A 12,492-nucleotide genomic window follows, 5' to 3' on the forward strand; every position below is an offset into this window, starting at 1 on the left:
AATTGATTGTTGTTGTTCATAATTAGGGTGGTACCGCGATAAAATCTCGTCCCTGCAATTTGCAGTGATGGGATTTTTTTGTTGTCGCGAACTCCAAGGAGCCACAGCTAGATATGAAAAGTGAAGGCGACTGGTCTGGAGTGACACGCATAAGCAAGGGACCGTAGAGAACGTGTTCTTCGTGCTCGAAGTGTCCATTGCTTATTCGCGAACTCCAAGGAGCCACAGCTAGATCTTAAGAAAATAGGAGGACAAAAGTTATGGAACAATTATCATCTGCTGACGTAAGACAAATGTTTATTGACTTCTTTATAGAAAAAGGACATCGTGTGGAGCCAAGTGCATCACTAGTACCAAATGAAGATCCCACACTGTTGTGGATTAATAGTGGTGTTGCTACATTGAAAAAATACTTTGATGGACGCGTAATACCGGAAAATCCACGATTGGTAAATGCGCAAAAGTCGATTCGGACGAACGATATTGAAAATGTTGGTTTTACTGCACGTCACCATACATTCTTTGAAATGCTCGGAAATTTTTCAATTGGTGATTACTTTAAAAAAGAAGCAATTGAATGGGGTTGGGAATTTTTAACGAGTGATAAATGGATAGGATTTGATCCAGAACTTTTAGCGGTAACCGTTCATCCAGAGGACGATGAAGCATTTGACATTTGGTTAAAGGACATTCAGATACCAGAAGAACGGATTATCCGTTTAGAAGAAAATTTCTGGGATATCGGAGAAGGGCCAAGTGGACCAAATACAGAAATTTTCTATGATCGTGGGGAAAAGTATGGTAATGATCCAAATGACCCGGAATTGTATCCAGGTGGAGAAAATGACCGGTACCTGGAAATATGGAATTTAGTATTTTCACAGTTTAATCACAATCCTGATGACACGTATACACCATTACCAAAGAAAAATATTGATACAGGTATGGGACTAGAACGAATGATTTGTGTAATCCAGGATACCCCAACAAACTTTGAAACAGACCTATTTATGCCAATCATCAAAGAAGCAGAGGAATTTGCTAATGTAACGTATGGCAAAAGTAGTGAAAGTGATACCGCCTTTAAGGTAATTGCTGATCATATTCGGACCGTTACATTTGCTATCGGGGATAGTGCAATTCCTTCAAATGAGGGACGCGGCTATGTATTACGTAGATTGTTACGTCGAGCAGTTCGCTTTGCGAAACAAATTGGTATTGAAAAGCCATTCATGTATAAATTGGTTCCAATAGTAGGCGAAATCATGAAGGACTTTTATCCAGAGGTTTTAAAACAACAAGAACATATACAAAAGGTTGTCAAATTGGAAGAAGAACGTTTTCATGAAACATTGCATGATGGATTAGAGATACTTAATCATATTATAAATGAAGAGAAAGCTAAAGGGAGTAAAGTATTTCCAGGTAAAGAAGTTTTTCGCTTATATGACACTTATGGTTTTCCTAAGGAATTAACAGAGGAATATGTAGAGGAAGAAGGCTTCACAATTGATGAGCAGGCTTTCGAAAAAGAAATGCAAAATCAACGTGACCGAGCTCGAAATGCACGACAAAAGGTTGATTCCATGCATGTTCAAGATGAAATCCTCAGCAAAGTAGATCATGCAAGTGATTTTGTTGGATATAATCACATTGAAACACAAACTACTATTACGCAGATGATTATCGGTAAAGAATTTGTTAATACGTTGAAAGCTGGGGATGAAGCGTTTGTATTTTTGCAAGAAACGCCATTTTATGCAGAGAGTGGTGGACAGGTTGCAGATAAAGGATGGATCTACACTGGAAATGCTTCCATGTATGTAGAAGATGTTCAAAAGGCACCTAAGGGGCAACATATTCATCGTGTTGTAGTAAAAGAGGGGGATTTTCAGCTTGAAGATCAAGTCTCAGCTACTGTAGATCGTAATTTCCGTAATGCTATTATTAAAAATCACACGGCTACACACTTGTTACATCAGGCTTTAAAAGACGTTCTAGGAGACCATGTTAATCAAGCAGGATCGCTAGTGACGCCTGAAAGATTACGTTTTGACTTTTCCCACTTTGGTTCCATTTCAGATGAAGAAATAAAGCAGATTGAAACAAAGGTTAATGAAAAAATTTGGATGTCGCTACCACTTTTAATTGAACATAAAAAAATTAATGAAGCAAAAGAAATGGGTGCAATGGCCTTATTCGGCGAGAAATATGGCGATATTGTTCGGGTTGTTCAAGTTAGCGACTATAGTATCGAGCTTTGTGGTGGGTGTCATGTAAAGAATACAGCTGAAATTGGTTTATTTAAAATCATGAATGAAACTGGAATTGGAGCGGGCACACGTCGCATTGAAGCAGTTTCTAGTAAACATGCTTACCATTTTATTAATAAAAAAATGGGAACACTAAAAATGACAGGGCAATTATTAAAAACCAATCAAGAAGATGTACCTGAAAAAATTAAAGGAATGTTTAACGATATAAAGATAATGCAGAAAGAAAATGAATCTTTACGTGCGAAGCTTTCTAATCTTGAAGCATCATCGATTCTAGAGGAAGTAAAAAATGTTAATTCGGTACCTTTATTAGCAGAAAAAGTGAATGTGAAGGATATGAATCAATTGCGTGGAATGGTAGACGATATTAAACAAAAACTAGGAACTGGTATGATCCTATTAGCTACGGATAACGATGGAAAGGTCCAATTAGCTGCAGGTGTATCAAAGGATTTAATTGAAAAAGGTTTACATGCTGGTAAATTAATTAAAGGAGCTGCACAGCTTTGTGGTGGAGGCGGTGGAGGCCGTCCAGACATGGCCCAAGCAGGTGGGAAAGACCCAAGTAAAATTAATGACGCCCTAGCATACGCTACTAATTATGTAAAAGAAACATTAAAAAACTAGTTATTAGGTATTTATGATAGTAAAAAAAGATATAATAATAATTACAAACATGTTAATATGATAGAAGAAGCCAAAACCTGGAATGAGGTGTCACTATGAGCTCTATTGATAAGACAATGAAATTTAATTTTTCGGAAGAACCATTTGATCAGGATATTAAAGAAATTCTGTTCACAGTCCACGGGGCACTTAAGGAAAAAGGGTATAATCCGATTAATCAAATTGTGGGTTATTTATTATCTGGTGACCCTGCGTATATCCCAAGACACAATGATGCGCGAAATTTAATTCGGAAGCTTGAAAGAGACGAGTTAATTGAAGAATTGGTTAAATTTTATTTAGAACATCAAGAGGAATAGTAAATGAAAATAATAGGGTTAGATGTTGGTTCAAAAACGATAGGCGTTGCTGTTAGTGATGCACTAGGCTGGACAGCACAAGGTATTACAACTATCAAATGGAATGAGAATGATCGAAAGTCGGCCGACGCGGAATTGAAAGCAATTATTGAGAAGCATGAAGCTGAAAAGATAGTGATCGGCCTTCCAAAACACATGAATGGAGACATAGGTGAACGAGGAGAAGCATCTATTGCATATGCTAAACATGTGGAAAAGGTACACAACATACCAACAGACCTATGGGATGAGCGATTAACAACAGTAGCTGCTGAGCGGATTCTTATAGAAGCAGATATGAGTAGAAAAAAAAGAAAGAAAGTAATTGATAAAATGGCGGCTGTAATGATTTTGCAGGGTTATTTAGATAAAAAATAATTGAAGGAGTGACGGAATGGCACTAGATGAAAAAGAACGCATTGTAATACCAGATGAAAATGGAGAAGAACATTTATTTGAGGTATTATTTACATTTGATGCTGATGAAACAGAACAATCGTATATTGCAGTAGTACCTGTCGAACAAAAAGATGACGAAGAAGTAGAAGTTTACGCTTTTCGTTATGAAGAAAAAGACGCAGATGATAATGATTTGTCTCTATTCCCAATTGAGTCTGACGAGGAATGGGAAATGGTTGAAGAAATGTTAAATACGCTTGCGGATGAGGAAATGGAGCAGTAAGGATTAAAATTAAGGTATAACAAAAGCTGGTGTCTGTTGGACATCGGCTTTTTTATGTATATAAAAGATTTTTAAGTAAGTCAGCCAGTATAAGAAAACTCGGCATTCGCTAGTAAAGACGAGGCGAATCCCGAGTTTTTAAACGATTTTCGACACTAAAAAACCTAATTCGCTTTAAATCATAGATATTCTAGCGAGTTTTTAGTATAATATAGCGGACGAAAGGAGTTAGTTTATGTTCAAGAAGAAAGGGCCAGGCAGTTATACGGACAACCTAATAAAGCGAAATGAAGATGCAAAATCTGTTCGTAAAATTGTGACGATTGTTATCATATCGTTAATTTTAATTCTCCTGGTAGGGGGAATATCTGGATATATGTATGTTAAATCAGCACTTCAACCAGTAAATCCTGAAAGTGAAAAAGAACTTAAAGTTGAAATCCCAATGGGGTCTTCTACGTCTGATATAGCGTCAATCTTGGAAAGTGAAGGAATTATTAAGGATGCACGTGTATTTCGCTTTTACATAAAATTTAAAAATGAATCAAATTTCCAAGCAGGTAATTACACGTTTTCTCCTTCCATGACATTAGATGAAATAATAGAATCACTAAAAAGTGGAAAGGTTTTAGAAGAACCAAAATATAATGTTACAATTCCAGAAGGTAAAACAATTAATCAAATGGCGGAGATTTTCTCAAAACAATTATCGTTTAGTAAAAAAGACTTTTTAAATAAAGTGAATAATGTAGATTATATTGAGTCATTAATCGAAAAACATCCATCAATATTAACAAAGGAAATTTTGAATCCAGATATTCGTACACCTTTGGAAGGATACTTATTTGCTGCTACCTACAATTTTTATGATGAAAAGCCTAATGTAGAAGCTGTCGTCAAAAAAATGTTAGACAAGACCGTTAAAGTAGTCACACCACATTTAGATGATATCTCGGCACAGGATCTTACCGTGCATGAAGCGTTGACGATGGCATCTTTATTGGAAAATGAAGCAAAAACATTTGAACAACGTAAGAAAATCGCTGGTGTTTTTTACAATCGTTTAGAAGAGGGTATGCCTCTGCAAACAGATCCTACCGTATTATATGCTCTAGGGGGTCACAAGGAAAAGGTCTTATTAAAAGATTTAAAAGTAGAGTCTCCATATAACACATATCACATAAATAAATTACCAATAGGACCTATTTCAAATTTTGCTGAAAGTTCTTTAAAGGCAGCTCTTAACCCAGAGGAATCCAAAAATCTCTTTTTCCTCCATGACAGTAAAGGAAATATTCACTATTCAGAAACCTACGAGAAACATTTGCAGTTAAAAGAAAAGTATATAAACTAGATTAGGAAACAGATTACGTATGGGCTAGGGGATTAAATTTGGAAGTGTGGATGAAAATTCACATTTCCCATTTTTTTTGAAAGCAAAAAAAGTATAAAGTTTTGGCGATTATCTGTCTAGCTCCAGCGCCTAGACACTCGAGACATAAGCAGCTCGCTTCCGTGTGAGCAAAGCACTCACACTGCACCGCTCTGCTTATGCTTGTCGTGTCTTTCAAGGCGCTTGCGCTTTTCTTATTAACTGGATAAAAAGGAGCAATTGACATGAATGATGACCTGTTGAACCAATATTTACTTGGAACAATACCAGCAAGTGAAGAATGGGTAAGTAAATTAGAATTATACGCAAAAGAACATCATGTACCCATTATGGATCCGGTAAGTATGCATTTTTTGCAACAACTTATTCGAATTCATGAACCAGCCCATATTTTGGAGATAGGTACAGCAATTGGTTATTCAGCTTTACGAATGCTTCAAGCAAATCCAAATGCATTTATTACGACTATAGAACGTGACGCGGAACGTTTTAATTATGCGTTAGATGAAATTAAATCACAAGATAAATTAGAGCGGATTAATGTGGTATATGGTGATGCCCTTGAAGTAGCTGAAAAGATAACCGGCCAATCCTCCTTCGATTTGATGTTTATTGATGCAGCTAAGGGCCAATATAAACGACTTTTTGAATTATATAGCCCTTCCATCCAAAAAGGTGGATTAATTATATCTGATAATGTATTATTCAAAGGGTATGTTGCGAACCCTAGCGATGATAATCCGCGATCCACAAAAATTGCAAACAAAATTAAAAATTATAATAATTGGTTAATAAACAATGAGAACTTTCATACAACGATTGTTCCGATTGGCGATGGAATAGCCATAAGCATCAAAAGATAGAGTCAAAAGGAGTGCACAGAAATATGCGAGACAAGCCAGTAGTTATTGGAGTGGCTGGAGGTAGTGGAAGTGGTAAAACTACAGTTACACGGTCTATATGTAAACGATTCTCTGACAAAACAATTCTTGTGATTGAACAGGACTATTATTATAAAGATCAAAGCCACCTGCCTTTTGAAGAACGATTAAATACGAATTATGATCATCCCCTAGCATTTGATAATGATCTTTTAATTGATCATTTAAACTACTTAATGAATAAAGAGTCGATTGAAAAACCGATCTATGATTATAAAATGCACACACGTTCAGAGGAATCTGTTGTGGTGGAGCCAAAAGAAGTAATTATTTTAGAGGGAATTTTAATTTTAGAGGATCCACGTTTAGTTGATCTGATGGATATAAAGGTTTTTGTTGATACCGATGCAGACATTCGAATTATACGCAGAATGATGCGCGATATTAAAGATCGTGGAAGGTCACTTGACTCCGTAATTGATCAATATGTAAATAATGTTCGCCCTATGCATTTACAATTTGTTGAGCCAACAAAGCGGTATGCTGATATTATCATCCCTGAAGGTGGACAAAATCATGTGGCTATTGATATAATGGCTACTAAAATTGAAAACATATTGGCGAAAAATCACACAAAGCAATAGTGGGTAATGGAACTAGAAATAGTGAAAAAGTATTGAAAATTTAAATAGAATCTGCCATATTAGGATTAGAACATATTTATTTTATCGGGCACACAATCCAGTGTTGCTCATTTTTATATGTTGTTTCTTATTGTAGATAAAAAGGAGTGTTTTTAATGGCTGTAGAGAAAAGCTATTATATGACTGAAGAGGGAAAATCGAAGTTAGAGAAAGAATTACATCATTTAAAAACAGAACGCAGACAAGAGGTAGTAGAACGTATCAAAGTGGCTCGTGACTTTGGGGATCTTTCTGAGAATTCAGAATATGACGCGGCTAAGGATGATCAAGCTTTTGTAGAATCGCGTATTTCTCAAGTGGAAAAAATGATTCGTAATGCAGTAATTATAGAAAATGATAACGATAATCCAGACATCGTTTCACTTGGTAAATCTGTAACATTTCAAGAATTACCAAGCGGAGAAGAAGAGACATATACAATTGTCGGTAGTGCAGAAGCTGACCCATTTGACGGCAAAATTTCAAATGACTCTCCTATGGCAAAAAGCCTTTTAGGTCACCAAAAAGGTACAGAAGTAACAGTAGTAACGCCTGGTGGAGATATACAAGTTAAAATTGTTGGTGTGAATTAATATAACTGGGTATGTAAAGGCGAGATAAAGCTATCTCGCTTTTTCTATTTCTTAGAAAACTTGGCTTATCGCCAAGCCTTAATGGTGAAAGTCTTAGTTGCACTTATGCAGTAAGAAAGGATTTATACTTCTTAACTGCTAAAAAAAATTAGTCAATATGGTTCATTTCTAGCTTTACGCATTAAATAGAATAGAAAATATGATATTATAATAGCATGCGTGAGGGAGGGAATGTAAGATGAAAGATCCTAATAAAAATTCAAGGATAGATAAATTTGACAAAAGACGAAAAAATACCAAATCTATTTCTCTTTTTCTAATTTTAGGTGGCATATTAATTATCTTTTTGCTTGGTCTATTTCTCTTTGGTGGGAATGAAGAAACAGATAGTGGACAACCTTCTACCGAATCAACGAGTGAAAAGAATGCAGGCGAAAGTAACGATGAAGCTACAAAAGATGAAACGAATAATGATGAAAAAACATCTGATGAAAATAGTGAATCAACAAAAGATGATAGTACAAATTCAGGTGATTCGTCTGATGATCCTAATGCAGAAGATGAGCAAAGCAAAAAGAATGATGATACCAAAACCGAAGAAAGTGAAGACAATAACGAACTAGAGAAAGAAACAGTTGAAGTGCCTGATGAGCCAAACGTGAAGGAAGCATATACTGCAAATTGGAAGCCTATTGGAACAGAACAAGAAGGTCCACATACCACTCAATTTGATACAGAGACTCAAGACTGGAAAGAAATGGAAAAGGCTATACGCTTAGCTACTGGTCTGCAAGAGGGAAATATGATAACTGAGATGATTGAGAATGGTGGAGATCAAAAAGTAATAGGAACTGTTACAGATCAGTCACAGGAGAATGTATATCAAGTAAATCTTACTTGGGTTGAAAACGAAGGTTGGAAACCAACAATGGTAAAAATACTAAAAGAAAATCCTTATGACTGATATAAAGTTTAATTAAAAGCGGGGGCATATTAATGACAATCGGAATAATTGGGGCGATGGACGAAGAGGTAGCGCTCTTAATAGAAAATATGTCAGAGAAGAAAGAACAAACAATTGCAAATTGCTTGTTTGTTACGGGGGAGATGAATGATAAACAAGTCGTTTTATTAAAATCGGGAATTGGGAAAGTTAATGCTGCAATGGCCACCACTATTCTTCATGAACGGTTTAATCCAGATTATGTTATAAATACAGGATCTGCTGGCGGATTCACACCAGAATTGGATATCGGGGATATTGTTGTGTCTTCTCAAGTTGTTCATCATGATGTGGATGTAACAGCATTTGATTATGCTTATGGACAAGTTCCAGGAATGCCTGCAATGTTTGCAGCAGATCCAAAACTTATTTCAATAGCTACAAATGCAGTTAAATCGCTCACTGTTGCTTCACGAGAAGGTATTATTGCAACAGCAGACACATTCATGGCGGACCCTGTCCATGTAAAACGTATAAAGGAAAAGTTTCCCGCCATGATTGCAGCGGAGATGGAAGCAGCCGCAGTAGCGCAGGTCTGTTTTCAATATGATAAGCCGTTTGTCATTATCCGGGCGCTTTCTGATATAGCAGGAAAGGAATCCTCCATATCATTTGATACATTCATAGAAAAGGCAGCAAAAAACGCAGCTAGCTTAATTATGAAGATGATTAAAGATCTATAAACATTATTGTTTAATAAAAGCCCTCCATTTCATGGTACAATCCATGTTGGAGGGACTTTTTATATACAAAGGTATTTAAATAAAACAAATCTTTATATATACTTAAACCATTATGAGTAAAAACAATAGGAGGGTACTAACATGACAAAGAGCAATAAAAAGGAGTTGTCACTAGAACAACGTGAAGAGTTACTCAGAGCATTGAAAGCCCGTTTTGAGAAAAACATGAACCGCCATAAAGGTCTTGAATGGGCTAAAGTCCAAGAAAAGCTGGATGTAAATACAGAAAAACTGTGGTCGCTCAATGAAATGGAAAGAACTGGCGGTGAACCGGATGTTGTTGGTCATGATAAAAAGAAGGGCGAATACATTTTTTATGATTGTTCAGCGGAAAGTCCTAAAGGTCGTAGAAGTGTTTGCTACGATCGCACAGGGCTGGAGTCAAGAAAAAAACATAAACCAGAAAATAACGCTATTGATATGGCAACTGCCATCGGCATTGAACTTTTAACGGAAGAACAATATCGAGCGTTGCAGAAACTTGAAAATTTCGATATGAAAACGTCGAGTTGGGTACAAACCCCCTCTAACATTAGAGAACTCGGCGGTGCTCTTTTTTGTGATTATCGCTACGAGCACGTCTTCGTGTATCACAACGGTGCATCCTCTTACTATGGTGCCAGAGGGTTCCGTGGCTCGCTAAGGGTCTAAGTTTTTCAAGAAAAGCGCAGGTGCCTGTTTAGCGACGTATGGACTGCGCCCGTGCAACACGGGTGGTTCGATTTTGCCGCGCAAAGCGGCGGTCTTAATCGAACATTCTCTGCAGGAGATTAGATGAACTTGACTTATCGCTCACAAAGGCGAAAGTCAAAGTGAATCTTATGCTGTGATGAAGTGAAAAGGAAACACGCACCTTCATAGGGGGTGTGCCGACCTGAGCACAAGCCCGCTTTTAGTCGGCCTTCCTTCTAACATCCGATGTTGACTTATCGTCCGGAGGTAAGGGAAGTCCACTAGTCGCTGGAGCTAGACAATAATTCTTACAAACAGGCTAATTTCTCAGTAAAACACTGATAAATTAGCCCCTTTTATCTTCCAGTTACTTAACTTCATTGGTAAATGAGTGGGTGAAAAACATGTAAGAAGTGTTACATTTTAATAGCCGTATTTATCCTATATTTATTCTGGTTAGTGCTTTATGGTTAAGAATTGTTCTAGATGTATATGATACACTCCAAAAGATCACACGAGGATTCTTTTGAGGGTGATTAGTATAATTATCCTTTTCTCCTGTTTGGATTTTCTTGTTTAAAGTACTCATGAAATACTTTCATTAAAGCACGCTTTTCAATACGTGACACATAGCTTCTAGATATGTTTAATTTTTTTGCAATTTCACGCTGTGTCATTTCTTGATAATTATTTAACCCATAGCGATAAATAATTACTTCTCTTTCTCTCTCGTCTAGGATTGAAAAGTATTTCTTCATCTTATCGAGTTCCATATGTAATTGAATATACTCAATTACATCCTCTGATTCTGATTCTAAAATGTCGATTAAGCTTATTTCGTTTCCTTCTTTGTCTTGCCCAATAGGGTCATGCAAGGAAACATCTTTTTTGACTTTTTTTAAGGCACGTAAATGCATCAAAATTTCATTTTCTATACATCGAGCTGCATAAGTGGCTAGCTTAGTTCCTTTATCAGGTGAATAGCTCTCAATCCCCTTTATTAATCCGATTGTTCCGATGGAAATTAAATCTTCCATATCCTCACCAGTATTTTCAAATTTCTTGACAATATGTGCAACTAAACGAAGGTTATGTTCAATTAACTTATTCCTAGCATTTTCGTCTCCGGTTTTCATTTCTTTAATATACTTGGCTTCGTCTTCTGGAGGAAGAGGCTGTGGAAAGGCATGGTTTTTTACATAGGATACAAAGAAGAGCGTTTCTTTAATTAACAAAGCAAGAACGCTTAAAATACTCGACAAATTATACACCTCCCTGAGAGTTTCTGCTAGGCAATGGCCTATAATTCATCTATATGAGCGAAGACGTACTTTTGTGTATGTCCTATGTAAGAAGGTAAAAATAAAAAAAGCGACTTATCATTCAAGTCACTTTTTCCTCGCTGTTTCTTTCATACTTTTTTGTAGTGCTTCTTCATATTCATCGTTTTGATTATTTGTTAAAGGCTTTACTTCTTTCCGATGTGCTGCTCTAGAAATCATATGCCCAGAAACCGGAACAGTTAGAAAAGTGAATAGTATCGCCAATAACAATTTGCCACTAACAATCGAATGGGCTACATATAAATACAAAAATGTACCGATTAAAATTCCTGAAATACCGAGTGTTGAGGCTTTTGTCGCAGCATGTAAGCGAGTATATACATCCGGAAAACGAACAACACCTATTGAGCTGGATAAAAGAAAAAACGAACCCGAAAGAATAAAAAAGCTGATGATAATGTTTAGGATGATATTAGTCCAAGTTTCGATCAATGATAACACCCTTTTCAAGAAATTTTGCAATAGCTAACGTACCGATAAATAACAGAATTCCTATCAACAAGATTACATCGTTAAAATTAGTGGAACTAAGTATAATAGATAGCAATGCTGCAAGTCCCATTAGGCCCATTCCAATTGTATCTAATGCAACAGCGCGATCTGCATTAGACGGCCCAATTAGCATTCGATATAGAAGCAAGACCAGTGAAATTGCAATACCAATCACAGACAAAATGGTAGAGAATTTAAGTATATGTTCTGAAAGATTTAGAAGTTCATTCATCGTGTAACCTCCATTATTGCTTTCTCAAAGGTATTTTTGATCTCAGCAATTGCTTCATCGATATCATCTATATCCATTGCATGTATATAAAGATGTGTATTGTCATCTGATATAGCAACTGTTAATGTACCTGGTGTTAATGAGATTAAGTTAGCTAGTAGGGTAATTTCCCAATTACTCTTTAATGTTGTTGGCATCGCAAATATACCTGGTTCAATATCAAGCTTCGGTTTATAAACTAATTTAACAATATCCATATTAGCTGTAATTAATTCTTTACAAAACAGAAGAATTAGCTGAAGGATTTTGAAAAATCGATTCAAATAAAATGAATCAGGAATAAAACGATTCAGTAATAAAAGTAATAGGATTCCAAGAATGTATCCGCCAATAAAGCTTGCGGTATTATATGTTTCTTGTAAAAACATCCACATTACTGCAATCATTAAATTAATAACAATTTGAAATGTCATA

The 12,492-nt window shown here is 36.1% G+C and carries 15 protein-coding genes and 1 other annotated feature (1 of these 16 running past the window's edge); of the genes, 11 read left to right on the forward strand and 4 right to left on the reverse strand.

Going from position 1 to position 12,492, the window contains the following annotated elements; all coding sequences use genetic code 11:
- Positions 1-57: a binding site (T-box leader), on the forward strand; it begins 159 nt to the left of the window's first position.
- A gap of 203 nt (positions 58-260) precedes the next feature.
- From alaS to CFK40_RS09065, 11 genes are all read left to right on the forward strand, one after another.
- On the forward strand, positions 261-2,903 hold the full coding sequence (gene alaS / locus CFK40_RS09015; protein ID WP_089531993.1) for an alanine--tRNA ligase: 2,643 nt from the start codon (positions 261-263) through the stop codon (positions 2,901-2,903).
- A 95-nt stretch (positions 2,904-2,998) separates the two neighbouring features.
- Positions 2,999-3,262, forward strand: coding sequence for an IreB family regulatory phosphoprotein (locus tag CFK40_RS09020; RefSeq protein WP_089531994.1), 264 nt, complete (start codon positions 2,999-3,001; stop codon positions 3,260-3,262).
- A gap of 3 nt (positions 3,263-3,265) precedes the next feature.
- Entirely contained in the window at positions 3,266-3,679 is a 414-nt protein-coding gene (gene ruvX / locus CFK40_RS09025; protein ID WP_089531995.1) for a Holliday junction resolvase RuvX, read from the forward strand.
- 16 nt (positions 3,680-3,695) lie between these two features.
- The gene (locus CFK40_RS09030) at positions 3,696-3,983 is read left to right on the forward strand and encodes a DUF1292 domain-containing protein (protein WP_089531996.1); all 288 of its coding nucleotides are present in this window, start codon (positions 3,696-3,698) and stop codon (positions 3,981-3,983) included.
- Positions 3,984-4,218: 235 nt separating this feature from the next.
- Positions 4,219-5,337, forward strand: coding sequence for an endolytic transglycosylase MltG (gene mltG / locus CFK40_RS09035; RefSeq protein WP_089531997.1), 1,119 nt, complete (start codon positions 4,219-4,221; stop codon positions 5,335-5,337).
- A 263-nt stretch (positions 5,338-5,600) separates the two neighbouring features.
- The gene (locus CFK40_RS09040) at positions 5,601-6,239 is read left to right on the forward strand and encodes an O-methyltransferase (protein WP_089531998.1); all 639 of its coding nucleotides are present in this window, start codon (positions 5,601-5,603) and stop codon (positions 6,237-6,239) included.
- 23 nt (positions 6,240-6,262) lie between these two features.
- Complete coding sequence (gene udk / locus CFK40_RS09045) at positions 6,263-6,901, forward strand: uridine kinase (protein ID WP_089531999.1); 639 nt, start codon at positions 6,263-6,265, stop codon at positions 6,899-6,901.
- Between the two features lie 155 nt (positions 6,902-7,056).
- Positions 7,057-7,533 (forward strand): transcription elongation factor GreA, encoded by a 477-nt coding sequence (greA, locus tag CFK40_RS09050; protein WP_089532000.1) that lies wholly within the window; start codon positions 7,057-7,059, stop codon positions 7,531-7,533.
- Positions 7,534-7,771: 238 nt separating this feature from the next.
- Positions 7,772-8,497, forward strand: a complete 726-nt coding sequence (locus CFK40_RS09055) for a YrrS family protein (RefSeq protein ID WP_089532001.1) — start codon at positions 7,772-7,774, stop codon at positions 8,495-8,497.
- 32 nt (positions 8,498-8,529) lie between these two features.
- The gene (gene mtnN, locus CFK40_RS09060; protein ID WP_089532002.1) at positions 8,530-9,219 is read left to right on the forward strand and encodes a 5'-methylthioadenosine/S-adenosylhomocysteine nucleosidase; all 690 of its coding nucleotides are present in this window, start codon (positions 8,530-8,532) and stop codon (positions 9,217-9,219) included.
- 141 nt (positions 9,220-9,360) lie between these two features.
- Entirely contained in the window at positions 9,361-9,930 is a 570-nt protein-coding gene (locus CFK40_RS09065) for a DUF4256 domain-containing protein (protein ID WP_089532003.1), read from the forward strand.
- 566 nt (positions 9,931-10,496) lie between these two features.
- Here the strand turns inward: CFK40_RS09065 and sigK are convergent.
- The 4 genes from sigK to CFK40_RS09085 all read right to left on the reverse strand — a co-directional run bounded on the left by sigK (position 10,497) and on the right by CFK40_RS09085 (position 12,491).
- Positions 10,497-11,213 carry an RNA polymerase sporulation sigma factor SigK gene (sigK, locus tag CFK40_RS09070; protein WP_089532004.1) on the reverse strand — a complete coding sequence of 239 codons (717 nt, stop codon included), beginning with the start codon at positions 11,211-11,213 and terminating at the stop codon, positions 10,497-10,499.
- A 126-nt stretch (positions 11,214-11,339) separates the two neighbouring features.
- The gene (mnhG, locus tag CFK40_RS09075; RefSeq protein ID WP_089532005.1) at positions 11,340-11,726 is read right to left on the reverse strand and encodes a monovalent cation/H(+) antiporter subunit G; all 387 of its coding nucleotides are present in this window, start codon (positions 11,724-11,726) and stop codon (positions 11,340-11,342) included.
- Positions 11,707-12,018 (reverse strand): Na(+)/H(+) antiporter subunit F1, encoded by a 312-nt coding sequence (locus CFK40_RS09080; protein ID WP_089532006.1) that lies wholly within the window; start codon positions 12,016-12,018, stop codon positions 11,707-11,709. The genes mnhG and CFK40_RS09080 overlap by 20 nt, the downstream gene beginning before the upstream one ends.
- Positions 12,015-12,491: a Na+/H+ antiporter subunit E gene (locus CFK40_RS09085; protein ID WP_089532007.1), complete on the reverse strand. Its 477-nt coding sequence runs from the start codon at positions 12,489-12,491 to the stop codon at positions 12,015-12,017. The genes CFK40_RS09080 and CFK40_RS09085 overlap by 4 nt, the downstream gene beginning before the upstream one ends.
- Position 12,492: the final 1 nt, after the last annotated feature.

The sequence above is a fragment of the Virgibacillus necropolis genome (assembly GCF_002224365.1).
Taxonomy (GTDB): Bacteria; Bacillota; Bacilli; order Bacillales; family Amphibacillaceae; genus Virgibacillus_F; species Virgibacillus_F necropolis.

Coding starts and splice junctions, on each gene's coding strand:
- alaS (WP_089531993.1), top strand. CDS start 261: ATGGAACAATTATCATCTGCTGACGTAAGACAAATGTTTATTGACTTC.
- CFK40_RS09020 (WP_089531994.1), top strand. CDS start 2,999: ATGAGCTCTATTGATAAGACAATGAAATTTAATTTTTCGGAAGAACCA.
- ruvX (WP_089531995.1), top strand. CDS start 3,266: ATGAAAATAATAGGGTTAGATGTTGGTTCAAAAACGATAGGCGTTGCT.
- CFK40_RS09030 (WP_089531996.1), top strand. CDS start 3,696: ATGGCACTAGATGAAAAAGAACGCATTGTAATACCAGATGAAAATGGA.
- mltG (WP_089531997.1), top strand. CDS start 4,219: ATGTTCAAGAAGAAAGGGCCAGGCAGTTATACGGACAACCTAATAAAG.
- CFK40_RS09040 (WP_089531998.1), top strand. CDS start 5,601: ATGAATGATGACCTGTTGAACCAATATTTACTTGGAACAATACCAGCA.
- udk (WP_089531999.1), top strand. CDS start 6,263: ATGCGAGACAAGCCAGTAGTTATTGGAGTGGCTGGAGGTAGTGGAAGT.
- greA (WP_089532000.1), top strand. CDS start 7,057: ATGGCTGTAGAGAAAAGCTATTATATGACTGAAGAGGGAAAATCGAAG.
- CFK40_RS09055 (WP_089532001.1), top strand. CDS start 7,772: ATGAAAGATCCTAATAAAAATTCAAGGATAGATAAATTTGACAAAAGA.
- mtnN (WP_089532002.1), top strand. CDS start 8,530: ATGACAATCGGAATAATTGGGGCGATGGACGAAGAGGTAGCGCTCTTA.
- CFK40_RS09065 (WP_089532003.1), top strand. CDS start 9,361: ATGACAAAGAGCAATAAAAAGGAGTTGTCACTAGAACAACGTGAAGAG.
- CFK40_RS09080 (WP_089532006.1), bottom strand. CDS start 12,018: ATGAATGAACTTCTAAATCTTTCAGAACATATACTTAAATTCTCTACC.
- CFK40_RS09085 (WP_089532007.1), bottom strand. CDS start 12,491: ATGACATTTCAAATTGTTATTAATTTAATGATTGCAGTAATGTGGATG.